General features: G+C 64.7%; 23 protein-coding genes and 1 tRNA gene. 12 read left to right on the plus strand and 12 right to left on the minus strand.

All coding sequences use genetic code 11. The features are described 5' to 3' along the window. Window positions 1-131: 131 nt before the first annotated feature. Genes AC1DR6_RS21705 through AC1DR6_RS21715 form a run of 3 tightly spaced genes read right to left on the minus strand, consistent with a single transcriptional unit; the run spans window position 132 to window position 3,357 of the window. Entirely contained in the window at window positions 132-893 is a 762-nt protein-coding gene (locus AC1DR6_RS21705; RefSeq protein WP_476831350.1) for an SDR family oxidoreductase, read from the minus strand. After that, window positions 884-2,323 (minus strand): dihydropyrimidinase, encoded by a 1,440-nt coding sequence (gene hydA / locus AC1DR6_RS21710; protein ID WP_476831351.1) that lies wholly within the window; start codon window positions 2,321-2,323, stop codon window positions 884-886. Before hydA ends, AC1DR6_RS21705 begins: the two co-directional genes overlap by 10 nt. Then, the gene (locus tag AC1DR6_RS21715) at window positions 2,320-3,357 is read right to left on the minus strand and encodes an ABC transporter substrate-binding protein (RefSeq protein WP_476831352.1); all 1,038 of its coding nucleotides are present in this window, start codon (window positions 3,355-3,357) and stop codon (window positions 2,320-2,322) included. Before AC1DR6_RS21715 ends, hydA begins: the two co-directional genes overlap by 4 nt. Window positions 3,358-3,491: 134 nt before the next feature. On the opposite strand from AC1DR6_RS21715, the gene AC1DR6_RS21720 reads away from it, so the two are divergent. Then, the gene (locus AC1DR6_RS21720; protein WP_476831353.1) at window positions 3,492-4,223 is read left to right on the plus strand and encodes a GntR family transcriptional regulator; all 732 of its coding nucleotides are present in this window, start codon (window positions 3,492-3,494) and stop codon (window positions 4,221-4,223) included. 204 nt (window positions 4,224-4,427) lie between these two features. Here AC1DR6_RS21720 and AC1DR6_RS21725 read toward each other — a convergent pair whose 3' ends face one another. The 4 genes from AC1DR6_RS21725 to AC1DR6_RS21740 form a co-directional block, all read right to left on the minus strand. Next, window positions 4,428-7,475 carry an efflux RND transporter permease subunit gene (locus AC1DR6_RS21725; protein ID WP_476831354.1) on the minus strand — a complete coding sequence of 1,016 codons (3,048 nt, stop codon included), beginning with the start codon at window positions 7,473-7,475 and terminating at the stop codon, window positions 4,428-4,430. Beyond that, window positions 7,472-8,539, minus strand: coding sequence for an efflux RND transporter periplasmic adaptor subunit (locus AC1DR6_RS21730; RefSeq protein WP_476831355.1), 1,068 nt, complete (start codon window positions 8,537-8,539; stop codon window positions 7,472-7,474). The genes AC1DR6_RS21725 and AC1DR6_RS21730 overlap by 4 nt, the downstream gene beginning before the upstream one ends. Next, window positions 8,536-9,516: an efflux RND transporter periplasmic adaptor subunit gene (locus AC1DR6_RS21735; protein ID WP_476831356.1), complete on the minus strand. Its 981-nt coding sequence runs from the start codon at window positions 9,514-9,516 to the stop codon at window positions 8,536-8,538. The genes AC1DR6_RS21730 and AC1DR6_RS21735 overlap by 4 nt, the downstream gene beginning before the upstream one ends. A gap of 252 nt (window positions 9,517-9,768) precedes the next feature. After that, window positions 9,769-10,815 (minus strand): alpha/beta hydrolase, encoded by a 1,047-nt coding sequence (locus AC1DR6_RS21740; protein ID WP_476831357.1) that lies wholly within the window; start codon window positions 10,813-10,815, stop codon window positions 9,769-9,771. A 292-nt stretch (window positions 10,816-11,107) separates the two neighbouring features. Here AC1DR6_RS21740 and AC1DR6_RS21745 point away from each other — a divergent pair, with 292 nt between their 5' ends. After that, on the plus strand, window positions 11,108-11,749 hold the full coding sequence (locus tag AC1DR6_RS21745; protein ID WP_476831358.1) for a TetR/AcrR family transcriptional regulator: 642 nt from the start codon (window positions 11,108-11,110) through the stop codon (window positions 11,747-11,749). 237 nt (window positions 11,750-11,986) lie between these two features. On the opposite strand, the gene AC1DR6_RS21750 is transcribed toward AC1DR6_RS21745, so the two are convergent. Next, window positions 11,987-12,697, minus strand: a complete 711-nt coding sequence (locus AC1DR6_RS21750; RefSeq protein WP_476831359.1) for a GntR family transcriptional regulator — start codon at window positions 12,695-12,697, stop codon at window positions 11,987-11,989. A gap of 171 nt (window positions 12,698-12,868) precedes the next feature. Here AC1DR6_RS21750 and AC1DR6_RS21755 point away from each other — a divergent pair, with 171 nt between their 5' ends. From AC1DR6_RS21755 to AC1DR6_RS21785, 7 genes are all read left to right on the plus strand, one after another. Continuing rightward, window positions 12,869-13,876 carry an ABC transporter substrate-binding protein gene (locus tag AC1DR6_RS21755; RefSeq protein ID WP_476831360.1) on the plus strand — a complete coding sequence of 336 codons (1,008 nt, stop codon included), beginning with the start codon at window positions 12,869-12,871 and terminating at the stop codon, window positions 13,874-13,876. Window positions 13,877-13,892: 16 nt separating this feature from the next. Continuing rightward, window positions 13,893-14,708: an ABC transporter ATP-binding protein gene (locus AC1DR6_RS21760; protein WP_476831361.1), complete on the plus strand. Its 816-nt coding sequence runs from the start codon at window positions 13,893-13,895 to the stop codon at window positions 14,706-14,708. A 13-nt stretch (window positions 14,709-14,721) separates the two neighbouring features. Next, on the plus strand, window positions 14,722-15,594 hold the full coding sequence (locus AC1DR6_RS21765; RefSeq protein WP_476831362.1) for an ABC transporter permease: 873 nt from the start codon (window positions 14,722-14,724) through the stop codon (window positions 15,592-15,594). 46 nt (window positions 15,595-15,640) lie between these two features. Continuing rightward, window positions 15,641-17,371 carry an L-arabinonate dehydratase gene (gene araD / locus AC1DR6_RS21770; protein ID WP_476831363.1) on the plus strand — a complete coding sequence of 577 codons (1,731 nt, stop codon included), beginning with the start codon at window positions 15,641-15,643 and terminating at the stop codon, window positions 17,369-17,371. Between the two features lie 8 nt (window positions 17,372-17,379). Then, window positions 17,380-18,099 (plus strand): ribonuclease activity regulator RraA, encoded by a 720-nt coding sequence (locus tag AC1DR6_RS21775; RefSeq protein WP_476831364.1) that lies wholly within the window; start codon window positions 17,380-17,382, stop codon window positions 18,097-18,099. Window positions 18,100-18,203: 104 nt separating this feature from the next. Then, a tRNA-Gly gene (locus AC1DR6_RS21780) sits at window positions 18,204-18,277 on the plus strand. Window positions 18,278-18,419: 142 nt separating this feature from the next. Then, window positions 18,420-18,731: a hypothetical protein gene (locus AC1DR6_RS21785; protein ID WP_476831365.1), complete on the plus strand. Its 312-nt coding sequence runs from the start codon at window positions 18,420-18,422 to the stop codon at window positions 18,729-18,731. On the opposite strand, the gene AC1DR6_RS21790 is transcribed toward AC1DR6_RS21785, so the two are convergent. The 3 genes from AC1DR6_RS21790 to AC1DR6_RS21800 all read right to left on the minus strand — a co-directional run bounded on the left by AC1DR6_RS21790 (window position 18,732) and on the right by AC1DR6_RS21800 (window position 20,516). Then, a complete protein-coding gene (locus tag AC1DR6_RS21790) occupies window positions 18,732-18,932 on the minus strand; it encodes a DUF3606 domain-containing protein (protein WP_476831366.1) in 201 nt (66 codons plus the stop codon). A gap of 99 nt (window positions 18,933-19,031) precedes the next feature. Then, the gene (locus AC1DR6_RS21795) at window positions 19,032-19,205 is read right to left on the minus strand and encodes a hypothetical protein (RefSeq protein WP_476831367.1); all 174 of its coding nucleotides are present in this window, start codon (window positions 19,203-19,205) and stop codon (window positions 19,032-19,034) included. 258 nt (window positions 19,206-19,463) lie between these two features. Then, complete coding sequence (locus AC1DR6_RS21800; RefSeq protein ID WP_476831368.1) at window positions 19,464-20,516, minus strand: trans-3-hydroxy-L-proline dehydratase; 1,053 nt, start codon at window positions 20,514-20,516, stop codon at window positions 19,464-19,466. Window positions 20,517-20,642: 126 nt separating this feature from the next. On the opposite strand from AC1DR6_RS21800, the gene AC1DR6_RS21805 reads away from it, so the two are divergent. Continuing rightward, window positions 20,643-20,996: a RidA family protein gene (locus tag AC1DR6_RS21805; protein ID WP_476831369.1), complete on the plus strand. Its 354-nt coding sequence runs from the start codon at window positions 20,643-20,645 to the stop codon at window positions 20,994-20,996. Window positions 20,997-21,009: 13 nt separating this feature from the next. Here the strand turns inward: AC1DR6_RS21805 and glpD are convergent, their stop codons facing one another. Continuing rightward, the gene (gene glpD / locus AC1DR6_RS21810; protein ID WP_476831370.1) at window positions 21,010-22,560 is read right to left on the minus strand and encodes a glycerol-3-phosphate dehydrogenase; all 1,551 of its coding nucleotides are present in this window, start codon (window positions 22,558-22,560) and stop codon (window positions 21,010-21,012) included. Window positions 22,561-22,772: 212 nt separating this feature from the next. On the opposite strand from glpD, the gene pncB reads away from it, so the two are divergent. Continuing rightward, window positions 22,773-24,047 carry a nicotinate phosphoribosyltransferase gene (gene pncB / locus AC1DR6_RS21815; RefSeq protein ID WP_476831371.1) on the plus strand — a complete coding sequence of 425 codons (1,275 nt, stop codon included), beginning with the start codon at window positions 22,773-22,775 and terminating at the stop codon, window positions 24,045-24,047. A gap of 100 nt (window positions 24,048-24,147) precedes the next feature. Next, window positions 24,148-25,336, plus strand: a 1,189-nt coding sequence (gene tuf / locus AC1DR6_RS21820) for an elongation factor Tu (protein ID WP_476831372.1), incomplete at its 3' end; no start/stop codon positions are given.

The following is a 25,336-nucleotide window of genomic DNA, read 5'->3' on the forward strand; positions in this document are numbered from 1 at the left end:
GCGTGATGGCGACCGACAGGTGTGCTCTCTGGAGCGCGGCGAGCGCCGTCTGTCTTGAAACACCGGCCTGTCCGGCAGGGCGGCGATCGCGTTTCGTTTCGCAACGCCTCATGTCGTTCAAACCACTCTGGTCAGACATGACGGACATAACCGCCATCGACCCTGAACACGCTGCCGGTCACGTAAGACGCGAGATCACTGCAGGCGAAGGCCGCCACTGCCGCGATCTCGTCGGGAGAGCCATAGCGGCCCATCGGGATTTGCGACCAGGAACGCTGCCTGATGATCTCGATGCCGACGTTCTCGCGCGCAGCGGTCGCCTCGTCGGTCATGTGCACACGCTCGGTCGCGATCCGGCCCGGCATCAGGACGTTGACGGTGACGCCGTCCTTGGCGACCTCGGGGGCCAGCGATTTCGACCAGGCGATGAGCCCGGCGCGCAGCGTGTTCGATATGCCCAGCACCGGAATCGGCTGGATGGCGCCGGTGCTCACCAGCGTCAGGATTCGGCCCCATCCGGCGGACCGCATCGCAGGCAGAAACAGGTCGGTCAGCCGGATCACGGACAGCGCCATGTCGCGGAAGCTGTCTTCCCAGTCCTGGGCGCTTCGGTCGATCGCGCCGCCATAGGGCGGCCCGCCGGTGTTGTTGACGAGGATATCGACCGGGCCGACGGCCTCAGCAAAAGCCGGCAGCCCAGCTGTGTCGGAAAGGTCCAGGCGCACGGTCCGCGCCTTTCCGATCTCGTGGGCGGCGGCTGCCAGCGCCGCCTCGTCGCGCGCAGCGATCGTGAGGTCGCAGCCCTCGCGGGCGAGCGCCTTGGCGATGGCGAGCCCCATGCCGCGATTGCCGCCCAGTACGAGCGCGCGGCGGCCTGCGATGTTTAGATCCATGGCTTGGCTCCGGTTTCCGGCCGCCAGGCCGAGGATGTCGTCTGTTCGAGGAAGCGGCCGCGTCCGGGAGCGCCCTTCAGCTCGCCGTCCTCGACGACGACCTCGCCGCGGCTCAGCACGGTCTCCGGCCAGCCCTGCACCTCCAGCCCTTCGAACGGCGTGTAGTCGACATTGTGGTGCAGCAGGTCGTTGCTCAGCCTGACGCGCTTTTCCGGGTCCCAGATCGCGATGTCGGCATCGGCGCCGATCGCGATCGTGCCCTTGCGCGACAAGCCGTAGAGTTTCGCGTTGTTGGACGCCGTCAGCGCGACGAAGCGTTGCAGGTCGATGCGGCCTTTGACGACGCCCTCGCTGAACAGCAACGGCATACGTGTTTCCAGGCCTGGAATTCCGTTGGCGACCTTGCGGAACGGCGCGTTGCGGCCAGCCTTGAGCTTGCCTTCGTCGTCGAAGCGATAAGGCGCATGGTCGGAATTGACGATGTCGAAGGTGCCGTCGGCGATGCCGCGCCAAAGACTGTCCTGACTGGCCGTGTCGCGCGGCGGCGGGCTGCACATCGCCTTGGCGCCGTCCATGTCGGGCATATCGAGGTCGGCGGCGGTCAGCAGCAGGTATTGCGGGCAGGTCTCGGCGATGACGGTCAGCCCGCGCGCCCGCGCCCGGCGCACCTCCTCGAGCGGATCGGCACCCGAGATATGGACCACGACCAGCGGCACGCCGGCGACCTCGGCCAGCGTCACGGCCCGATGCGTCGCCTCGCGCTCGACCGGCAGCGGGCGGGACGCAGCGTGATACTTGGGTGCGGTCCGGCCGGCGGCCTCGAGCCGGTCGGCGAGCCAGCCGATGATCTCGTGGTTTTCGGCATGGATCAGCACGATCGCCTTCTCCTGACGCGCGACCTCGAATACGTCGAGGATCTGGCGGTCGGAGAGCACCATCGCGTCATAGGTCATGTAGACCTTGAGGCTGGTATGGCCGCGCCGGATCAGCGCCGGCAACTCCTGGCCGAGCACCTGGGGCGTCGGATCGCTGACGATGAGGTGGAAGGCATAGTCGATCACGGCCTGTCCGGCAGCGCGGCGGTGATAGTCGTCGACGGCCGCCGTCAGCGACGTGCCGCGATGCTGCACGCAGAACGGCACGATCGTGGTCGTGCCGCCGAAAGCTGCGCTGATGCTCCCTGTGCGAAAGCCGTCGGCCATCACCGCGCCCTTGCTGGCAAGACCCGGTGCCTGAGGCTGGTCCAGATGGCAGTGCGCGTCGATCCCGCCCGGCAGCACGAGTCTGCCGCCGGCGTCCATCGTCTTCTCGCCGCCGGACAGCCGCTCGCCGATCGCCGTGATTCGCCCGTTGCGGATGCCGATATCGGCGCGCGTCACATCGGCGGCCGTGGCGATCGTGCCGCCACGGATGACAAGGTCGAAGGTCATGCCGGCAGTTTTCGCAAGCTTGCGGATGGCAGGAAGGCGGGGTCGAAGACATCCTCCGGCTTGGGCGCTACGCCCAGTCCATAGCTCGCCGCAACGGTGCCGAGCGCGGCCTCCAGGCGTGCGGCGCGGACCCCGCCCAGACCATCCGCCAGCGACTCATCGGTCGTGAGCTGGTTCTTCACCAGCCAGCGCAGCTTTTCCTCCTCGACGCCTTCGTTGATCAGCGGCACCTGCTTTTTCAGCGCGGCGATGGCGGCCTTGGGGTCTGCGGCGGCTGCCTGCCAGGCCCGGGCCGTCACCTCGACGAAGCGCTTGGCTGCGTCGGGATTGCTCGTGCGCAGTTTCTGYGAGGCGATGATGCCGTTGCCGTAGAGGTCGAGCCCGGCCTGCGCGTAGTAGACGAACTTGATGTCGTCGGGCTTGATGCCGGCCTTGGTCAGGCCAAAGAACATGGTCGAATCGAAGCCGAGGATCGCCTCGACATCGCCGCGCGCCAACACCGCCTCGCGCAGTTGAAGTCCGACCATCTCCCATTTCACTGAAGCAGGATCGACGCCCGCGGCCTTGGAGAAGGCAGGGAACAGGCGATAGGCACCGTCGGTTGCGGCAGCGCCGATCTTGCGGCCTGTCAGGTCGGCGGGCTTGACGATGCCCGTCTTGGCCAGCGTCGCGACGCTGAGCGGGCTACGGAAATACAACATGTAGACGTTGCGGATCGCCGAGCTCGGATTTTTGACGTTGAATTCCATCATCGCGTTGATGTCGGCGATGCCGAGATCATAGACGCCTGAGCCGACCCGCGAGATCGCCTCGCCTGAGCCGCCCGCGGAATCGAACTGGCAGTTGAGCCCGGCCTCACGATACCAGCCCTGGCTTTCTGCAAGAAAGAAGGCGGCATTGGAGCCGTCGAAGGGCGCCGCCAGCGAGAACTTGAGATCGACGTTCGCAGCCCGGCCGGGGCCCGAGCGGAGCACGAAGGGAGCTGCGAGGCCCGCCTGGAGCAGGGTTCTGCGGGTCGGTGTGAGCAACGACATCGTGGGTCCTTTCGAAGGAAACGGTCGATGTCACCGCTGCAACCGCCGTGCCAGTTTGTGTGCTTGATATGAATCAATGAGTTGAGCTAGATTGCGCGCAATCTCGCGCACACTAAACATGCAAGCAGAGGTCGATGACGCAGCAGAAGAGCCGGATGGTGGGGGTCATGAACGCCCGAAACCGCCCCAAGGTGGAGACCGCCGAAGATGCCTATACGCTGCTGTTCGAGGCCATCATCGATCAGCGGCTATTGCCGGGAACCAAGCTGTCCGAGCTCGCTTTGGTCGAAGCCTTCGGCGTCAGCCGCCGCGCAGTCGGGGCGGCGTTGAACCGGCTCGCCTGGGAAAAGCTCGTCGTGGTTTTCCCCAACCGGGGCGCCTTCGTCGCTGCTCCGAAGGCCGACGAGGTTCGGCAGGTCTTCGCGGCGCGCGTCGCGATCGAGGCCGGGACCACCGAGGCCGTGGCGCGAGCGGGGGATCCGAAGGCGCTGGCGCGGCTCTCGGACACGATCGCGCAGGAGCATGCGTTGCGCGAACAGGGCAGGGTGCGCGAGGCGATCCATCTCTCCGGCGGTTTCCACGTTCTGATGGCGGAGCTGTCGGGTAATGCGATCCTGGCCGAGCAGGTCCGCCTGCTGGTGGCGCGCACCAGCCTGATCATCAACCTGTTCGAGAACCAGAGCGGCTTGGCCGGCTGGCACGACCACCATGGCGACCTGATCGACCTGTGCGCGCGACGCGAGGTCGAGGCGGCGGTGGCCATGATGCGCGAGCACATCGAGGAATTGGCGAGCAGCCTTGCGCTCGACCGCCGACGCCCTGTCGCCTTCGACATGCTGGGCGTTTTCGGAATCGACGAGCGGTAGCTGCCAAAGAGCATTGCGTCCGTTCGGCTCGTCAGAACGGACGAGAGAAAAAGGGGGTCGCCAGATCGGCAGAACCCGCAGATTTGCTGCCTTCTTTGAAGTCGAACGCTTAGGCGCTTTCCAACTCTCGTTTCATCTCGTCCATGCCCCGGAGGCGGTCTGCGAGGCGAGGATGGGCGCGGCCGTTGCCGCCGCCAGACCGCATCATTGGCGGTCCGGTGCTGGAATTCTGAACCAGGCGACGTAAAGAGCGGGCAGGAATAGCAGTGTTAGAACCGTGCCCACGATGATGCCCCCCATCATGGCATAAGCCATCGGGCCCCAGAAGATCTCCCTCGCGATCGGGATCAGTCCAAGGCTCGCGGCGGCGGCGGTCAGCATGATCGGCCGCATGCGATGCTCCGTCGCCTCCGCTACAGCCTGCCAGGCTTCAAGGCCTTCCTGCCGCAAATGCTCGATCTGGACGATCAGGATCACCGAGTTGCGGATCAGGATGCCGATGAGCGCGAGCACACCGAGGATCGCCACGAAGCCTAGCGGCGCGCCGCTGGGGAGCAGCGCGGCGACGACGCCGATGACCGCGAGCGGCGCCACGGCGAAGACCAGGATGAGGCGATGGAAGCTCTGGAGCTGGATCATCAGGATCGTCGCCATGATGAACAGCATCAGCGGTACGACCGCGACGATCGGGGCCTGACTCTTCGCGCTCTCCTCCGCGGTTCCACCCGTAGCCACGCTGTAGCCGACCGGCAGCTTCGCGGCGAAGGCGTCGATCTTCGGCTGGAGCTGGGTCGCGACGGTCGCGGGCTGGATCTTGCCTGCGACGCTCGCCTTGAGCGTCACCGTGGTCTGGCGCGACCGACGCCAGATCGTCGGCTGCTCCAGCTCGTAGCGGAGCGTGGCGATTGAAGCGAGCGGCACCGCCTGGCCACCGGTACCGGACAATTGCAGGTTTCGCAGCGTCTCGAGCGATTGACGTTCCTTCGCGTTCGCCCGCGCCAGGACGCGGATGAGATAGATGTCGTCTCTCACCTGAGTCACGGACGCCCCTTCCAGCACGCTGTTCAGGGTCGAGGCGATGTCCTCGGAGGTGATTCCGAGCTGCCGTGCCTTGTCCTGCAGGACATCGACCTTCACGACACGTGCGGGCTCCATCCAGTCGAAGACGATCTCGCCCAGATCGGGGTTATCCCGAAGCTCGGCTGCGAGCTGCTGGGCGTATTCGCGGACCTTGGCGACCTCGATCCCGCTGACGCGATACTGGATCGGCCTCCCGACTGGAGGCCCGATGTCGAGAAGCTTCACCAGGGCGTCGGTGCCGGGAAAGGTCTTCTTCAGATAGGCTTGAAGCTGCGCCTGCAAACGATCGCGGGCCTCCAGGCTCTTCGTCAGGATCACTGTCTGCCCGAAGGACACGGCGCTCGGTTGCACGTCGAACGACAGCACGAAGCGGGGCGCTCCCATTCCGACATAGCTGGTCCAGTGATCGATCTCGGCGTTGCCCTTGAGCGCCTCCTGCTCGAAGCGGGCCATCTGCGTATTCGTGTCTGCGATCGACGCGTTCTGCGGGAGGTTCCAGTCGACGATGAGTTCCTTGCGATCCGACGATGGGAAGAATTGCTGCTGCACCAGCCCCATACCGCCGAGCGACAGCAGGAACACCAGCAGCGTCACAAAGATGGTCACCCAGCGATAGCGCATGCAGGCCAGCAGCAGGCGCGAGAACAGCCGGTCGAAGCGCCCCTTTTCCGCATGATGCGTCTTGAGCGCCGCGGGCAGGATGGTCACGCCGAGAAGGGGAGTGAACAGCACCGCCACGACCCAGGACACCAGCAGCGAGACCGCGATCACGACGAAGAGCGTGAAGGTGAACTCGCCGGCATTGCTGTTGTTGAGGCCGATCGGGATGAAGCCGGCGACGGTCACCAGCGTCCCGGTCAACATCGGGAAGGCGGTCGACGTGTAGACATAGGTCGCGGCCTTGCGCAGGGAATCCCCGACCTCCAGCCGCGCCACCATCATCTCGACCGCGATGATGGCGTCATCGACCAACAGGCCCAGCGCGATGATCAGCGCCCCCAGCGAGATCCGTTGCAGGGAGATTCCGGAATAGGCCATCACCAGAAAGGTGATGGCGAGTACCAGCGGGATCGAGATCGCGACGACCAGCCCGGCGCGCAGGCCCAGGCTGATGAAGCTGATGCCCAGAACGATGACGACGGCCTCGAAGAGCGCGCGGGTGAAGCCACCCACCGCCTCCTCGACGATCTGAGGTTGGTCCGAGACCAGATGAACGCCGACGCCGATCGGGAGGTCGGATTCGATGCGGAGCATCGAAGCCTTCAGGGCCTCTCCGAACTGCAGCAGGTTTGCGCCCGTCTTCATGCCGATGGCGAGGCCGATCGCCTCCTCGCCGTTGAAGCGAAACAGCGCGGTCGGGGGATCGACATAGCCGCGCGTGATCGTCGCCACATCCGTCAGTGGGAAGAAGCGGTCGTTCACCCGCAGGTTGATCGCGCGCAGGCTCTGCTCCGAGGTGAATTGACCGCCGACGCGGATGCTGATGCGCTCCGGTCCGGCCTGGAGCACGCCTGATGGCGTGATGGCGTTCTGCGCCTGGAGGGACGCCATGATCGAGCGCTGGTCGAGGCCAAGCGCCGCAACCTTTCGCGGCGAGAACTCAAGATAGATGACCTCGTCCTGAGCACCGATGATGTCGGCGCGCCCGACATTGGGGACCGTCAGCACCCTGCTTCGCACCATCTCGACCTGATCGCGAAGCTGGCGCTTGGACAGCCCGTCGGAGGTGAAAGCGTAGATATTGCCGAAAACGTCCCCGAAGCGGTCGTTGTAGAAAGGGCCGGCGACGCCTTGGGGAAAGTCGCTGCGGATGTCGCCGATCAGGTTGCGGACCTGAACCCAGGTCGGCACGACATCGCGCGCTTTGGTCGTGTCGCGCAGGTTGACGAAGACGATGGTCTGCCCGGCCGTCGTCATGCTGCGGGTGAAATCGAGCTGCGGCAGTTCCTCCAGCTTCTTCTCGATGCGGTCCGTCACCTGCCGCGCCATCTCGTCAGCGGAGGCTCCCGGCCATTGCGCCTGGACGACCATGGTCTTGATCGTGAAGGACGGGTCTTCCTCGCGGCCGAGCTGCAGATACGACATCAGCCCGGCCGCCATGAAGGCGATCATGAAAAACCAGACGAGGGAGCGGTGCTCGAGCGCCCAATCGGACAGGTTGAACGGTTTCACGGCTTGTCTTCCTGCTCGACCCGAACCGACTGGCCGTCCTGCAATGAATTGACCCCCGCGGTCACGATCCGCAGCCCCGGCTCGAGGCCCGACGCCACGGACACGGTCCCATCCGTGGAGCCGGAAATCTGGATCTCGCGCTTCGAGACGCTTCCGCGCTGGGCATCCGCGACCCAGACAAAACTCCGCCCGTCCTGCTTCAGGACCGCGGAGACGGGTAGGCTCAACGCCTGACGTTGCGAGCCATTCTGTGAAGCGACGACGGTCGTGCCGAGCCAGAAGCCGTTCGGCGGATCCTTCAACAGAATGCGCAGCCGGCGCGTCCGCGTCGCGGCGTCCGCACGCGGCGCGATTTCCCTGACCTCGCCCTGCACCGCGACTGCCGGATCGAGCTGAAGAGCGACGGTGAATGCCGTTCCCAAAACGAGAGCGTTCGCGGCGTCCTCGCTGACATCGATCACTGCCTCACGCACATCCGGCCTTGCCACTGTCACCACGCTGCTGCCGGGCGAGACGGTCTGGCCTGGCTCGGCCCCCGTTGCGGTGACCACGCCGGCGAAATCCGTCTTCAGCTGCGCATAGCCCAGTTGCTCCCTGGCTTTGGCGAGATTGGCCTGCGCCCTCGCGACGGAAGCCTCGGCGGCAGCTTTCGCCTGCACCGCGTTGTCGACCGAGGCGCGCGTCGTCGCGTCGGAATCGACCAGCGTCTTCTGGCGGGTTTCCGCTCCCAGCGCGTTCGAAAGCTGTGCCTGCGCATTCGCGAGCTCGGCAGTGGCGCTGCGCACCCCCAGATCGAGGGCGGCGGAATCGATCGTCGCCACGACCTGCTCCTTGCCGACGAGGTCGCCGACATGGACGGGGCGCGAGAGCAGCCGCCCGAGAACCCTGAAGGAGAGATCGGTCCGGTAGCGCGGTTCGACCACGCCCACGATGCCGCTCGTCCCGGCCGGCGAAGGCTGGAGGACCGTCGTCAGCACCGGTCTGGGAGGTGCCTGCGTCTTCTCCTCGGCCTTGCAACCGAGGAGGGCCAGTGCGAGCGCGGTTGCTGCGAACTTCCCGATCATGACCGGCCCTCGTCATAGGAGACCTGCTGCCCGTCCGTCAGGAGCTTGCTGCCTTCGGTCACGATGCGGTCGCCCGGCTTCAGCCCGGAGGCGACGATGACGGATGCGGTTTCGTAGCTTTCGATCGCGATAGGCTGGCGTCGAACTGTCTTGCCGTCAGCCGCAACGACCCAGACGGCGGACTGGCGCCCGATCGCGGTCAACGCGTTCCAGGGGATGACGATCGCCTTGCCGGAGGCCTGGTGGGCTGTGCCGGCCACCGCGCTGCCCAGCGTCATGGCCGCCGGCGGATCGGTGATCGCAACCTTTACCCTGACCGTCGCGGAGCGGGGGTCGATCGTTGGGGACACTTCCCTCACGCGACCGCTTGCCGTCACCTGCGGGTTCGAGACCAGGGCGAGGCCGATCACGTCCCGATCGATGCCGGCCAGAATGAACGATTCATAGACGTCGAAGACGGCATCGCGATCGCCATCCTGGGCAAGCGAATAGACCGACTGGGCTGCCTGGGCGACTTGCCCGACCTCGAGGTTCCGGGCCGTCACCACGCCGTCCGCGGGCGCCCGCAGCTCGGTATAGCCCAGCGCTTCGTCGGTCGTTCCCAACTGCGCTTTCGCAGCATCGAGCGAACCTTCCGCGGTTCGCTGCGCCTCCTGGGCCTGGTCATAGGCGGCGCGCGTCGTGAAGCCGTTGCCGAGCAGGCTCTTCTGCCTCTCGAAATTGGCGGTCGCGAGACGCAGCTGCGCCTCGGCCGCGCTCACCGAAGCTACCGCCGATGCACGATCTGCCGCCTGCTCGGCAGGGTCGAGCTTTGCGAGCAACTGGCCCTTGGTCACATGCGCGCCGACATCGACGGAGCGCTGGGTCACACGGCCGCTGACGCGAAACGACAATTCGGCGAGTACGCGGGCCTGCACGTCGCCCGTCAAGGTGACCGAGACCTGCCGGCCGGTGAGTTCGATGAGCTGGGTCCGCACGAGGGTCGGCGGTTTGCCGGGCGCCTTCGCCTCATCGCGGCAACCCGCCAGAGCGGCTGCGCCCAGAAGAAGCCAAGCCAGTATCAGCTGCTTGGCCCCGCGCCGGGGTGTCAGCCTCGACCGTTTTCCCGCCGATGATGATGGCATTGCTGGGGTCATGTTCAAACTTGGTTCTGTGTAAGGGGGCAGCGGCAACTCGACATATCGAATATCGGGCAAGCGGAGAGCGATATCATGGACGGCAGTGGCTAATCAGCGCCCACCGACAGCCTGGCCGACCAACTGAATGGGGCTCAACAACGTCGCTCCGACCGTGTCGAGGACGAATGCTCCGGCCGCGCGCAACTGTCCGCCGGCTCCCCCGGTCCGAGCCTCCATTTTTGGCATCAATGCCGCGAGCTCGGAGAATCGACCGTGACCAAGCCCGTCATTCGAAGCCAGCCCCGAGATGTCTACGATTTGGACGCCCGCCTGGCGCGCGGCGTCTGCGACGCGCGGGTCGCTGACGTCCAATGCTCCAAGCCGCTGTCGCTCGCCCGATAAGAAGCCGGAAACCGACAAGGCGAGATCGTCCTTCGAAACGAGCAGGGTCAGAGGGCGCGCAAGCGGACCGATCACTGCAAGCTGGGCACGGAAGACGTCCACATCGATGTCAGGAGCAGCGAGGTAAACATCCAGGCGCTGAAGCACCGCATCGCGCTTCATCAAGCGCAACTGACGAAGCGCCTCAGCGGTCAGCCAAGCGCCCATGCTGTGGCCGACGACCGTGATTTTCCCGATTTTTGGACTACTGGCAAGCTTGGTCAGAACATCGACCAGCCCATCGCGCGAGGCTGTGGCGGCATCCTTATCGGCGATATATCCGGTGACGCTCGCCTCCGATGGCCAGGCGAACAGCACAGGAACGGCCTGCCCCTTAGAATCCGCCATGATCTGGGCGAGACGAAACAATGCCTCCTGGAAGTTGTTGTTGAAACCATGAACGAAAACGACAACCTCGCGCTTGGCCGGCGCTTGGGCTCGAACCACGGCGCTCTCGAACTGGGCGCGATCGAGCGCCATGCGATCCAGTGTGGCAAAGTCGGTCCGGGGGTCAGGCGTCTCCTTCGCCCATTCGATGGCGCCGGGTATGTGCGTCGGCGGGATTGCGATCCTGTATTGTGCGAAGTTTACGGACAAAGATCGGCCATCGGTGAACAAGTCGTCCTGTGGAGTGGCTCGGTCGCGCGTCGTCGCCACATAGACGCTTATTGCGCGAGCCCCGGGCGGAAGGTTCGACTGCGACACCGTGTTCAGCATCTCCGGCCCGGGCCGGTTGGCGCAGCCCCCAAGGCTTGCGGCGACGAGTACGAACTGCAGGCCTATGAGCGCCGATCGCAGGAGGCGCGGCAGGCGACCTGAAGATCTTCCGCGACCCGACAGCCGATCGCTGATGTTCGAGCTTTCCGATGCTGCCTTTGTCATGCTTTGAATCTCACATGGACAGGACCGCCTGTCGGATGCCGTCTGGCTGTATTAGAGACCCAATTCTAGAATGCAATCTCTAATTAAGTGCGTCGCATCGAGCCGATGCCGATCGAGGGGAAGACGATTGAGATTCGCGAAGTGCTGGACGAGAGGTAAAAAGCTGGATCTCGCAAGTGAGCTTCCAAAGCCGGCGCGCGCGCCGACGCAGGTGCGTGGCAAGGAGCGTCGGGAAACCATCCTTGATGCCGTGGCGGCTATCGTCATCGACCAGGGTATCGAAGCCGTCACCATGCATGCGGTGGGTCACCAGTCGGGAGCCTCGACAGGGTCGATCTATCACTTTTTCAAAGATAAAAATGACCTGCTTCAAGCCCTTGCCGACCGCCACGCGGTGGCCCTGTCGAGCCTTTTCGAAGTCGCGGCCGATCAGGAGCCCGAGGCTTGGGCGACCCTGACGTCCAGAGAGGTCATCGAAGCGCTGTTCGGCTGGGCTATCGACTATTTCCGACGCCACCCGGATGCGTTGGCGACGCTGCAGCTGCAGCGGCTTGCGAATCCAAGCGCCTTCAAGGACCGGATCGCCGCGGTTACGCGAATACGATTAGGGGAGGCGACATCCGCTGCGGTCGCATCCACACTCTATGCCGTTGCCGTCGGTAGCCTTCTGTTCTCACGGGACATGCCTGTGGATCAGCAAAGCCACGTTGTCAGCCAGTTGCAAGACGTTCTGGTGGGTTACCTCGAGCTGCAAGGACGGGAGAGCTGATGTCTCGCGGGCCGATAATGCCTGTATTATCTGCGACCTGGCGTCTGAATACTTTTTGCCTTGGCTGTTGGACCGTCATGCGGGTCTACCGAGAACCGCAAACACGAAGGTTTAGATAAAGGCCTTGGCCATCGCGTTGGGGCCGCCCAGCCGAAGCGCGAGGGGTGACACCGACTCGCCGACGGTCGAGGTTTCGGATGAGATCTGGATGCTCCGCTAGTTCCGGCGCCTTTGGCGCTATGTCCGGAAATAGGTCGGGTGCGATTCCCGCAGGGACGGGACGAAGTCGAGTGAGCGCGACAGGTGGTCCCGCAGCGCGGCTTGCGCCTCCGTGGCGTCGCCAGCCTCGATCGCGTCGACGATGGCGGTGTGGGCGACGAGGATCTCGCGCATCTTGCCCGCTTTCGGCAGATGCAGCCGCCGAAGTCTGTCGATATGGCCGCTTTGACGCCTGACCAGTTCCCACAGCGCGGTGACCTGCGCCGCCTCATAAAGCGTGCGGTGAAAGTCCTGATCGACCCTGACGAATGCCTCGTATTCGCCGAGATCGGAAAACGCCGCCTGCTGGCGCACCAGGCTGCGCATCCTCGCGATGGCGGATGGCTGCGCCGAGAGCGACAATGTCCGCACGAGTTCCAACTCCACCGAGCGACGCAAGAACTGGCCCTGGCGTGCCAGGTCTAGATCGATCGCGCTCACCACCGTGGCGTGCTGCGGATAGACATCAACGAGCCGCTCTTCCTGCAACCGCATCAGCGCGTCGCGGATCGGCGTCGATGAAAAGCCGAAGCGGCCCTGGAGCTCCTGCCGCGACACCATCGTGCCGGGGGGGAGGGCGAGTGAGATGATTTCCTCGCGCAGCATGTCGAAGACGGCACCCGCGCCGCCCCTTGCCGTCGGCTGCGGCCTTGGCTGCTGTGCGACATAACGGTCGAGGATATCGCTCATGAGCTGGAATTCGTCCTCTGCGCCAGATTCTATGAAAGGGATTGGCGAGCATCGCCCTCATTCGGAATTTAAGCAAGGTTGACGCACTAATGCATCAGTGATTTGATTGCTCCCAATCACGGCTTGCCGCGCTTGCGCTGCGAGACCGCCAAAACAACTGGGAGGATGTCCATGATCAATCGCCGGCAGACGCTTGCGCTCGGCGCAGCGGCCACCTTCGCGGCCACCACAGGTGCCAGAGGGCAGGCAAAAACCGAGGTTTCGATCAGCCGCCAGCCGGGCATCCTCTACATGCCGACCCACGTCATCGAAAAGCAGAAGCTGATCGAGAAGCACGCCGAGAAGCTCGGAGTCACCGGCGTCAGCACGAAGTGGGTCAATTTCTCGAATGGCGGCGCGCAGCAGGACGCTCTGCTCTCCGGCAGCGTCGACATCATCAATACCGGCACCGGCCCGTTGCTGGTGCTGTGGGACAAGTCGCGCGGGCGGGTGAAGGGCATTTGCGCGAGTTCGGCCCAGCCTGCGCTGTTGCTGACACGCGACCCGCAGATCAAGACGCTGAAGGACTACAAGGAAGGCGACAAGATCGCGGTGCCGACGATCCGCGTCTCGACGCAGGCGATCCTGCTCCAGATCGCCGCTTCCCAGCTCTTCGGGCCGGAGAAGTGGAACCACTTCGACGCGATGACGGTGCAGCTCGGCCATCCCGACGCGCTGATCGCGATGAAGAACCAGAGCCACGAGGTGAAGAGCCATTTCGCTGCGCCGCCCTTCCAGTTCTACGAGCAGCAGATCCCCGAAGTCCGGGTCGTCGCCAGTTCCGCCGACATCATGGGTTCGGCGCTGAGCCAGGGCCAGATCATGACGACGACGGCTTTTGCCGAGTCGAACCCGAAGCTGGTGCAGGCACTGCGCAATGCGGCGGATGAGGCCCGGGCCTTCATCGAGACCAGCACGCCGCAGGCCGTCGAGATCTACCGCGAGGTGACCGGCGACAAGACGCCGAGCGAGCAGATCCTCGAGATGCTGAAGCAGCCAGGCATGATGGAGTGGAACGTCTTTCCGCAGGGCACGATGAAGTTCGCCGATCATCTCGTGCGCACGGGCGGCATCAAGACCAAGCCCGCATCCTGGAAGGACTATTACCTGCCGATTTCGCATGATCTCGCCGGCAGCTGAGCTGGAACGCGTGTCGATGTCGATGGATATGACATCCGAACCCTCGCAGTCTGCTTCCCGCGTCGGCACGCCGCTGCTCGACGTCTCCTCCGTCACCCTGCGCTACAAGCTGCCGGGGCGCGTCATCACGGCTACGGAGCGGGTTTCATTCAAGGTCAACACCTCGGATCGCTTCGTGCTGCTCGGCCCTTCCGGCTGCGGCAAGTCAACCCTGCTCAAGGCCGTCGGCGGTTATCTCCAGCCGAGCGAAGGCAGCATGACGATCAAGGGGCGCAAGGTGACCGCGCCCGGCCCCGACCGCATGATGGTGTTTCAAGAGTTCGACCAGCTGCTGCCTTGGAAGACGGTGCTGGAGAATGTGACCTTCCCGCTGATCGAGGCGCGCGGCCTGTCGCGCAGGGAGGCCGTCGAGAAGGCGAAGCACTATATCGAAAAGGTCAACCTGACCCGCGCGCTCGACTCGCTTCCGCATACGCTGTCGGGCGGCATGAAGCAGCGCGTCGCCATCGCCCGCGGCATGGCGATGGAGCCCGACATCCTGCTGATGGACGAGCCTTTCGCCGCCCTCGACGCGCTGACGCGGCGCACCTGCCAGGACGAACTGATCCAGCTTTGGGAGGAAACCCGCTTCACGGTGATGTTCGTGACGCATTCGATCGCGGAGGCGATCAAGATCGGCAACCGCATCCTGCTGCTGTCGCCCCATCCGGGGCGCGTCAAGGCGGAGGTCGTCGATGTCGATACGACCTCGATTGCCGATGGGAGCGCTGGTCGCCTGGAGCGCGAGATCCACGACATGCTGTTTGCCGATGCCGACGTAACAGCCCACTAGGAAGGAGCGGGACATGACGACTGGAACATCTCCCTCAACCGCTCGCATCGTGATGCGCCCCGCGGAGGGCACAGCCACCGCCGAAGTGGAACGTCGTGTCGGATTCGTCGAAGCCCTCTGGGATGTCGGTGCCGTCCGCAAGGTCGCGATCATCCTGGCGCTGGCCGCGATCTGGCAGGCCTACGGGCTCTACCTCGACAATCCTCTGCTGTTTCCGAGCCTTGTCGATACGTTGCGTTCACTGAGCGAGAACATCGCCAATGGTATCCTGCCGGCGCGCGCCTGGGCGTCCCTCAAGGTGCTGCTGATGGGTTACTCCATTGGAGTCATCTTCGCGGGAGCACTGACGATCATCGCGATCAATACCCGCATCGGCTCGGATTTCCTGGACACGGTAACGGCGATGCTGAGCCCGCTGCCGGCGATCGCGCTGCTGCCGCTGGCGCTGATCTGGTTCGGGTTGGGCAATGGCAGCCTCGTCTTCATCCTGATCCATTCGGTGCTGTGGCCGGTTGCGCTCAACACGCATTCGGGCTTCCGCGCGGTGTCCGAGACGCTGCGGATGGTCGGCCGCAACTACGATCTTCGCGGCTTCCGCTACATCCGCAAGATCCTGATCCCGGCGGCGTTTCCCTCGATCCTGACCGGGCTGAAGATCGGCTGGGCCTTCGCCTGGCGCACGCTGGTCGCGGCAGAACTGGTCTTCGGCGTCTCGTCGGGGCAGGGCGGTCTCGGCTGGTTCATCTTCGAGAACCGCAATATGCTCGAAATCCCAGCCGTCTTCGCAGGGCTGCTGACGGTCATCCTGATCGGCCTGATCGTCGAGAACCTGATTTTCCGGACGATCGAGGCTCGCACCGTGCTGAAATGGGGCCTCCAGCATTGAGCGATCGTCTCAGGTCCTTTCGCCACCACTTTGTGGAACGCCGCCCATGACCGACAAACCGACCAACGAGCGCAGCGCGCGCTATTTCGAGCCGGACGACTTTCGTTCGTTCGGGCATCGTTCCCGCATGAGCCAGATGGGCTACGCGCCGGAGGAATATCGCGGCAAGCCGATCATCGCGATCATCAACACTTGGTCGGACCTCAACCAGTGCCACGCGCATTTCAAGCAGCGCGTCGAGGATGTGAAGCGCGGCGTCCTTCAGGCGGGCGGCTTCCCGGTCGAATTGCCGGCGATCTCGCTGTCGGAAAGCAAGGTCAAGCCGACGACCATGCTCTATCGCAACTTCCTCGCGATGGAGACCGAGGAGCTGATCCGCTCGCACCCGGTGGACGGCGCCGTGCTGATGGGCGGCTGTGACAAGACCACGCCGGGGCTTCTGCTCGGCGCCACGAGCGCTGGGGTGCCGGCGATTTTCATGCCGGCCGGGCCGATGCTGCGCGGCAACTGGCATGGCAAGGTGCTGGGCTCGGGCTCCGATGCGTTCAAGTATTGGGACGAGCGCCGCGCTGGCAACATCTCCGACAAGGACTGGTCGGAAATGGAGGTCGGCATCGCCCGCTCCTATGGCGTCTGCATGACGATGGGCACGGCCTCCACGATGACGGCGCTGGCCGACATGCTGGGCATGACACTGCCGGGCGCCTCCTCGATCCTTGCCGCCGATTCCAACCATATCCGGATGGCGACGGCGACGGGCCGGCGCATCGTCGAGATGGTCCATGAGCGGCTGACGCCGGAGAAGATCCAGACTGAAGCCGCCTTCCGCAATGTCATCAACGTCGCGATGGCGATGGGTTGCTCGACCAACGCGGTGATCCACGTCATCGCGATGGCGCGCCGGGCCGGCCATGCGATCGGGCTGGAGGATTTCGACACTGCCAGCCGCAAGGTGCCGGTCATCGCCAATGTTCGGCCGAGCGGCGACACATATCTGATGGAGGATTTCTACTATGCCGGTGGCTTGCTCGGGTTGCTGACGCGCCTGACCGGCTTCCTCGACCTCGACCAGATCAACGCCTCCGGCAAGACCTGGCGCGAGAGCCTGGTCGGCGCCGAAATCTACAATGACGACGTTATCCGGCCGCTCGACAATCCGATCTATGCGGAGGGTGCGCTGGCCTTGCTCAAGGGCAATCTCGCTCCGCGCGGCTGCGTGATGAAGCCCTCCGCCGCTTCGCCGCATCTGCTCAAGCATTCCGGGCCGGCGCTCGTCTTCGACGATTATCCGATGCTGAAGGCCAATATCGACCGCGACGACCTCGACGTCACAGCGGATACGGTGCTGGTCCTGCGCAATGCCGGCCCGCTCGGCGGGCCCGGCATGCCGGAATGGGGCATGCTCCCGATTCCGAAGAAGCTGGTGAAGCAGGGCGTGCGCGACATGGTGCGCATCTCGGATGCACGCATGAGCGGCACCTCCTACGGTGCCTGCATCCTGCACGTCTCGCCTGAATCCTATATCGGCGGCCCGCTGGCGCTGGTCCGGACAGGCGACATCATTACCGTCGACGTGCCCAATCGCTCGATCGCGATGGAGGTTTCCGACGAGGAGCTGGCGGCGCGCAAGGCCGCGCTGAAGCCGGAACCGCCTCGTTACGAGCGCGGCTATGGCTGGATGTTTTCGCGCCATATCGGCCAGGCCGACGAGGGCTGCGATTTCGACTTCCTGCGCACCGATTTCGGCGCGCCCGTTTCCGAACCAGTGATTTTCTAGGTGGAGCCATGACGATGCTGTCCGACCAGACGCGCGACAAGTTGAAGGCCGTCAGCACGGCGACCCTCTGCACGGCGCTGTTCAAGCGCGGCCTGCGCAGCCAGTTCATCCAGAATGTGCAGCCGCTGGGTTTCAAAGGCGAGAATATGGTCGGCCCGGCTTTCACCTTGCGCTACATCCCAGCGCGCGAAGACCTGAATCAGCTCAGCGTCTTCCTCGATCGGGCTCATCCGCAACGCAAGGCGGTCGAGGAGTGTCCTCCGGGTTCAGTCTTCGTGGTCGACAGCCGCAAAGACGCGCGCGCGGCTTCGGCGGGCTCGATTCTGGTCTCGCGGCTCATGGTCCGCGGTGCGGCCGGGATCGTCACCGATGGTGGCTTTCGCGACAGCCCGGAGATCGCCGAATTGGCGATGCCAGCCTACCATCAGCGCCCGTCGGCGCCGACGAACCTGACGGTTCACCAGGCCATCGAGATCAACGGGCCGATCGGCTGTGGCGATGCGCCGGTGTTTCCGGGCGACATCGTCGTTGGCGACGGGGAGGGCGTGGTGATCATCCCGGCCCATCTTGCCGACGAGATTGCCGACGAGGCGACCGAAATGACGGCCTTCGAGGATTTCGTCACCGAGAAGGTGCTGGAAGGCCGCTCGATCCTTGGCCTGTATCCGCCGACCGACGAGCAGTCGAAAACGGATTTCGCCACGTGGCGGCAGGAAAAGGGGCGTTGAGCCGACGCCATCCTTCAGCCTGATCGGAAAAGCACCAGAAGAAAGCCGAAGCGCCTCGCGCACGGCTTGACTTCCACCCCTCCGATAGGGAATTTGGCGCCGTCGCGGGTGTAGCTCAATGGTAGAGCAGCAGCCTTCCAAGCTGAATACGAGGGTTCGATTCCCTCCACCCGCTCCAGCTTTCCAACTCGGTTTCGGTTCGCTCTGCGAATCCACGTGCGCTTTCGGGCGGCTTGTGGCGCGGGTTGCAGTTCAACGTCCTGATTTCGATATCTTCGAGCGGATGCTGCGCTTCCATCGTGGCATCACCTGAGGGGAGCATGGATCAGCGTTATCCGACCACGCCTGACGGACGCTATTTCATCGTGGCGGGACGGCTGTGGCGAGCGACGAACCCGGCACTGCCACCGCAACGACGAAACGAACTGGTCGCTGATCTGATGGCTGCGCGGCGCGCCGTCAGGGACGCGAAGCACGGCGAGGGTTCCTTGGCCGCAGCGAGAGCAGCGGTCGATGCCGCCAAAATCGCGCTCGGCGAACGCGGCCCTGTCTGGTGGGAGGATGGCGCACCCGATCTCAACCGACACATGGCGAAAAACACGCCCTATGCCGAGTGGGCGGCGCAGGTCTGATCAGCTCTTGCCCGCCGCCAGGGTCTGGCGCCGCAACTCGGTTTCAACGGCACTTGCCGATGAGCCCACATTCCGCACGGCGTCTTCGAGCTGAGACTTCGAAATCCCGAACTTGTCGGTCCAGTACCGCACTTCATAATCCTCGCGCAGGTTGATCTTCGAACGATCCTGCGCGCCTCGATTGGTCTTGTCGTCTGCCATGGTCGCCTCCTGTCGTCTCCATGGAATCCAGGAGACGACTATCGGTTCCCTACGGGTAGGCTCGGCCGTTCTTGCCCGACAGGCGATGCGTCCGGGGCATCACCGGAATTTGACCGCCATCAACAGCGCCATTCCGCTCCCGACCGCGCCGGAGAGGAGCACGAACGCCCCGGCGAGCCTGAACAGGTCGCCGACGCCTTCGATGTCATAATGGCGCAACGCCAGACCGATCCGTTTCATCGCGACACTCCCCACGGCGTTCGTGGCCGGCATCGCAAGATGCAGGCCCGATCGCTGTCTCAGCCCCGGCCGAGCCGATCATTGCTGACGACCAGGCGGAGATAGGGCGGCCAGCCGCGGGCGGCCGCGGGTGGCGGCATCCGGGTCTTGGTGTTTTCATTCGCGCGGCGGATTCGCAACCGCTGCTGGGCAGCGGACAATTTCCATCCTGCTTTCATTTGACTTCATCACTCGGTCAGAACGTGTCGCCGCTGCATCCTATCACCGAGGCGACCGCTGTTTGCAATCGTTCTAAACGAGGGCGGCGGCATTCGATCGATGGTTCGGCCAGGTGTCGGACAGCCGATAGCCCGCGGGAAAGGGGTCGTTGGGGTCCAGCATCAACTGGCTCGTTCCGGTGATCCAGGCGCTGCCGGAGATGAATGGGATGATGGCGGGGGTTTGTCCGACCGTCGTGAGCGCTTCGATCCGGCAATCGAAACGCGAACCGATGATCGACACGCCGACGAAGGGTTCGCCGACATCGAGCTGTCCGCGCGCGTGCAGAACCGCCATTCGGGCCGAGCAGCCGGTGCCGGTCGGCGAGCGGTCGATCTTGCCGGGGCGGATCGCGACCGCATTGCGGCCGGTCAGCACGCCATCGACCCGCTCGACCGGCGCTGCGAACTGGCAAAAGGAGATGTGGTCCCAGCCGGTGCCGCCGGGATGGACGAAGCCCAGCTGCTCGTTGGCCGCGCGGGTGATGCGCATGCCGGTCTGCGCGAGATCCGCCGCCTCGTCCGGCGTGATCGCGAAACCCAATTTGGGCGCATCCACAATGACGAAGCTGTCCCCGCCATAGGCGATGTCGGCCGTCAGAGTGCCGAAGCCCTCGACCTCCAGCGATACATCGAGACCCGCCGCGAAGGAGGGCACGTTGCGAAGCCCGATCATGTGGGCCTTGCCGTTCCGGCATTGGGCGCTGATCGCGATGAGCCCGGCTGGCGCCTCCAGCAGCATTTCCGTTACAGGCTCGCGCATCGGCACGATGCCCGTTTCGAGCAGCACGGTCGCGACGCAGATCGCATTCGAGCCCGACATCGGCGGCGTATCGGCCGGCTCCATGATGATCCAGCCCATCGCGGCGCGCGGATCCTTCGGTGGCACCAGCAGATTGACGTGGCGAAAAACACCGCCGCGCGGCTCGTTCAGCACGAAGTTCCGCAGCGTCTCGTCTTCGGCGATGAAGCGCGACTGCTCCCACAGGGTCGCCCCGGGCGGTGGCGCAACGCCGCCGACGATCACGTCGCCGACCTCGCCCGCAGCGTGGCAGCCGACGATATGGATGATCTTGCTGCTGCGCATGGGGCGGTTCCGGTGGCACGATCTGGAGGAGGCTAGCTGCTGGCGGGCATGACTGGAAGCTGGGTGCTTGACCTCGCGAGGCCATCGGGCGAAGCCGAGCGCTCTCCCTCTGCGACAGGAACCGCCATGACCATCGAACGGATCGGGCTGACGGCCCGCTGGTGCGACGCCGCCATCTTCAACGGCATCGTTTTCCTGGCCGGGCATGTGCCGGAGCAGACGGAAGGAGGCTCACTGACCGAGCAGACGCAGGAGGTGCTGGCGCTTCTGGAAGATACGCTGGCGCAAGCCGGCAGCAGCAAGGAGCGCATCCTGAGCGTGCAGATCTTCCTGACGGATATCGGCAAGATCGGCGAGATGAACGCCGTTTGGGACGCGTGGGTCCCGGCGGGCCATGCACCGGCTCGCGCCACGGTCGAGACGAGGCTGGCCTCGCCCGGCTATGGCATCGAGATCACCGCCGTCGCCGCCAAGCTGTGAGCGGGAGAGCGTCTCAGGTGGCCGTGGCGACCTCGCTCAGCATGAACTCGTCCAGCGCGGCGCGCTGATCGTCGTCCATCCGCAGGCCGAGCTTGCTGCGGCGCCAGAGCACATCCTCGCCGCGATGGGCCCATTCGGCCTGCATCAGGTAGCGAACCTCGCGCTCGTAGAGATCCGCGCCGAAATGACGGCCCAGATCGGCAATCCCGGTCGCTCCCGCAAGGATGTCGCGGGCGCGGGTGCCATACATCCGGACGAGACGGGCGACCGTGCGGCGCTCCAGCCAGGAGTGAGCCCGGGCGATGTCTCCAACCAGCGCATCGAACCCGGTCGTCGGGAAGTCGCCGCCGGGCAGGGTGCCGCTCGCCGTCCAGGCGGCACGGGTGGCCCAGGGCGCGTGAGGGGCCAGCTTCTCGATCGCAGCCTCGGCAAGGCGGCGATAGGTGGTGATCTTGCCGCCGAACACGGAGAGCAGCGCGGCCTCTCCCTGGGGCGCGTCGAGCGTCAGCACGTAGTCGCGCGTCGCCTCCTGCGCTTTCGACGCGCCGTCGTCGTAAAGCGGACGCACGCCGGAATAGGTCCAGACGACCGAATCGGGTGTCACGGCAGAGCGGAAATACTCGCTCGCCGCCGCGCAGAGATAGGCGATCTCCTCGGGAGTCGCGACGACGTCGCTGGGGTCGCCCTGGTAGTCGCGGTCGGTCGTCCCGATCAGGGTGAAGTCCTGCTCGTAGGGAATCGCGAAGATGATGCGACCGTCGGCATTCTGGAAGATGTAGCAGCGGTCGTGCTCATAAAGCTTCGGCACGACGATATGGCTACCCTGCACCATCCGCACGCCGGCCTTGGCATTGTTGTGGATCACGCCGTTCAGGACATCGCCGACCCAAGGACCGGCAGCGTTGACCAGCGTGCGCGCCCAGAGATCCGCCGGCCCCGCGCTCCCTTGCGTCGTCAGATGCCAAAGCCCGTTCTCGCGGTGGGCTGAAACCACACGGGTGCGCGTCTGGATGGCGGCGCCGCGCACGGCTGCATCCATCGCGTTCAACACGACCAGGCGCGCATCCTCGACCCAGCAATCGGAATATTCGAACGCCTTGGCGTGGTCGTCTTTCAGCGGTTTGCCGACGATATCGTTCGCAAGGTCCAGTGTGCGCGTCGGCGGCAGCAGCTTGCGCCCGCCGATGTTGTCGTAAAGGAAAAGGCCAAGGCGGAGCAGCCACGCAGGGCGCAAGCCCTCGTGATGCGGCAGCACGAAGCGCAGCGGCCAGATGATGTGAGGCGCGATCGCCCACAGCGTCTCGCGCTCCATCAGCGCCTCGCGCACCAGCCGGAACTTATAATGCTCGAGATAGCGCAGACCGCCATGGATTAGCTTGGTCGAGCGGGAGGAGGTGGCGCTGGCGAGATCGTTTTTTTCCAACAGCGCCACGGAGGCGCCGCGACCCGCCGCATCGCGGGCGATGCCACAGCCGTTGATCCCGCCACCGATGACGGCGAGATCATAGGGTTCGGACGGGCTGGCGCCGAATCCGGCTGGCGTGGGCGTCGTCTGGGAGAGCATGCGGTCGGATCCTGATCAGCCGCGTCAGATAGCGCTTCGGAGGTTGGCGGGCAATTGGTCCGGCGCCGTCCCGCCGGCTCATGGCTCTGCCGCTGGGCAAGACTGCGTGGCGGCGCTTGCGCCCCGGCTCGCGGCATTGTTCTGATGCGCACATACCCAGTCGGCGCTCCCGTGCCGGCCTGCCGAAAGCCTGATCCGGATCTGATGCCGATATGATCTTCACCGACATCGCGACCCGGACCTATAATCATGGCTGGCGGCTGGACCCGATCATCCGCAGCCTGCTCGATACCGATTTCTACAAGCTGCTGATGCTGCAGATGATCCGGGCCTTTCACCCGGACGTGCAGGTGACGTTCTCGCTGATCAATCGCTCGAAGCACATTCGCCTCGGCGATATCGTCGATGAGGGCGAACTCAGGGCTCAGCTYGACCACGCGCGCTCGCTGCGCTTCACCAAGAACGAACTGATCTGGCTCGCCGGCAACAGTTTCTACGGCAAGACGCAGATGTTCTCGCCGGACTTCATGGGCTGGCTCGCCGGCTTCCAGCTGCCGGAATACGATCTGCGCAAGGTCGACGGTCAGTACGAGCTGCATTTCGAAGGTCCTTGGACCCATACGACGATGTGGGAGGTGCCGGCGCTCGCGATCATCAACGAGCTGCGCGCCCGGCGCGTCATGCTCGGGCAGAAGCGCTTTTCGCTCGACGTGCTCTATGCGCGCGGCAAGGCCAAGATGTGGGACAAGGTCGAGCGGTTACAGAAGCTGCCGAACCTCAAGCTCTCGGATTTTGGGACGCGCCGCCGCCATGGCCATCTCTGGCAGCGCTGGTGCGTCGAGGCGCTGAAGGAAGGGCTTAGTTCCGCCTTCACCGGCACCTCGAACGTGCTGCTGGCGATGGATGCCGATCTGGAGGCGATCGGCACGAATGCCCACGAACTCCCGATGGTCCTGGGAGCGCTCGCCGAATCGGACGAGGCGCTGCTGCGCGCTCCTTACCGCGTCCTGGACGAGTGGCGGCAGGTCTATGGCGGCAATTTGCTGATCGCGCTGCCTGACGCCTTCGGCACGCAGAGCTTCCTGCGCCATGCGCCGGACTGGGTCGCCGACTGGACCGGCTTCCGTCCGGACAGCGCGCCGCCGATCCCGGCCGGTGAGACCATCATGCAGTGGTGGCGCGAGCATGGGCGCGACCCGCGCGAGAAGCTGCTGGTGTTTTCCGACGGGCTCGACGTCGAGGCGATCGAGCGCGTCTACCATCATTTCGACGGCAAGGTGCGGATGGCCTTCGGCTGGGGCACCGACCTGACCAACGATCTCGTCGGCTGCTCGCCGGACGGCTCGCGGGCGCTCGACCCGATGTCGCTCGTCTGCAAGGTAACCAAGGCGAACGGGCGGCCGGCGGTGAAGCTCTCCGACAATCCCGAGAAGGTTTCCGGCGATGCGGAGACGGTCGCGCGCTATCGGCGGGTGTTTGGGGGCTAAGCGACGCCTGTGATGCTGCTGCCTTGCATCTGCGCGCAAAACCCCCTAATGCGACCGCGTTTTCCGGCCGCGTAGGGCCGCCTTCGAGGACACGGGTGTCATGGCCAAAGAGAAGTTTGCACGCACGAAGCCGCATTGCAACATTGGAACGATTGGTCACGTCGACCATGGCAAGACGAGCTTGACGGCTGCGATCACGAAGGTTTTGGCGGAATCTGGCGGCGCCACGTTCACGGCGTATGACCAGATCGACAAGGCTCCGGAGGAGAAGGCCCGCGGCATCACGATCTCGACGGCTCACGTCGAGTACGAGACGGTTGCGCGGCACTATGCYCACGTCGACTGCCCCGGCCACGCCGACTATGTGAAGAACATGATCACCGGTGCCGCCCAGATGGACGGCGCGATCCTGGTTGTGTCGGCGGCCGACGGCCCRATGCCGCAGACCCGCGAGCACATCCTGCTGGCGCGCCAGGTCGGCGTTCCCGCGCTGGTGGTGTTCATGAACAAGGTCGATCTGGTCGACGACGCCGAGCTGCTCGAGCTGGTCGAGATGGAGATCCGCGAGCTTCTGTCGAAGTACGATTTCCCGGGCGACGACATCCCGATCACCAAGGGCTCGGCCAAGGTCGCKCTGGACAATGGCGACAAGACCATCGGYCATGACGCRGTTCTGGCGCTGATGAAGACGGTCGACGAGTACATCCCGCAGCCGGCGCGTCCGCTGGACCTGCCGTTCCTGATGCCGGTCGAGGACGTGTTCTCGATYTCGGGTCGYGGCACGGTGGTGACGGGTCGCGTCGAGCGCGGCATCGTCAAGGTYGGCGAGGAAATCGAGATCGTCGGCCTGAAGGAYACGGTCAAGACGACGGTSACSGGCGTCGAGATGTTCCGCAAGCTGCTSGACCAGGGCCAGGCYGGCGACAACATCGGCGCGCTGCTTCGCGGCACGAAGCGTGAGGACGTCGAGCGCGGGCAGATCCTGTGCAAGCCGGGCTCGGTGAAGCCGCACACGAAGTTCACCGCCGAGGCCTACATCCTGACGAAGGAGGAGGGCGGTCGCCATACGCCGTTCTTCACCAACTACCGCCCGCAGTTCTACTTCCGCACGACGGACGTGACCGGCGTTGTCTCGCTGCCGGAAGGCACGGAGATGGTGATGCCGGGCGACAACATCTCGATGGAGGTGACGCTGATCGCCCCGATCGCGATGGAAGAGAAGCTGCGCTTCGCCATCCGCGAAGGCGGCCGCACCGTCGGCGCCGGCGTCGTCGCAAGCATCATCGCGT

The sequence above is a fragment of the Allobosea sp. P5_A5 genome (assembly GCF_056400625.1).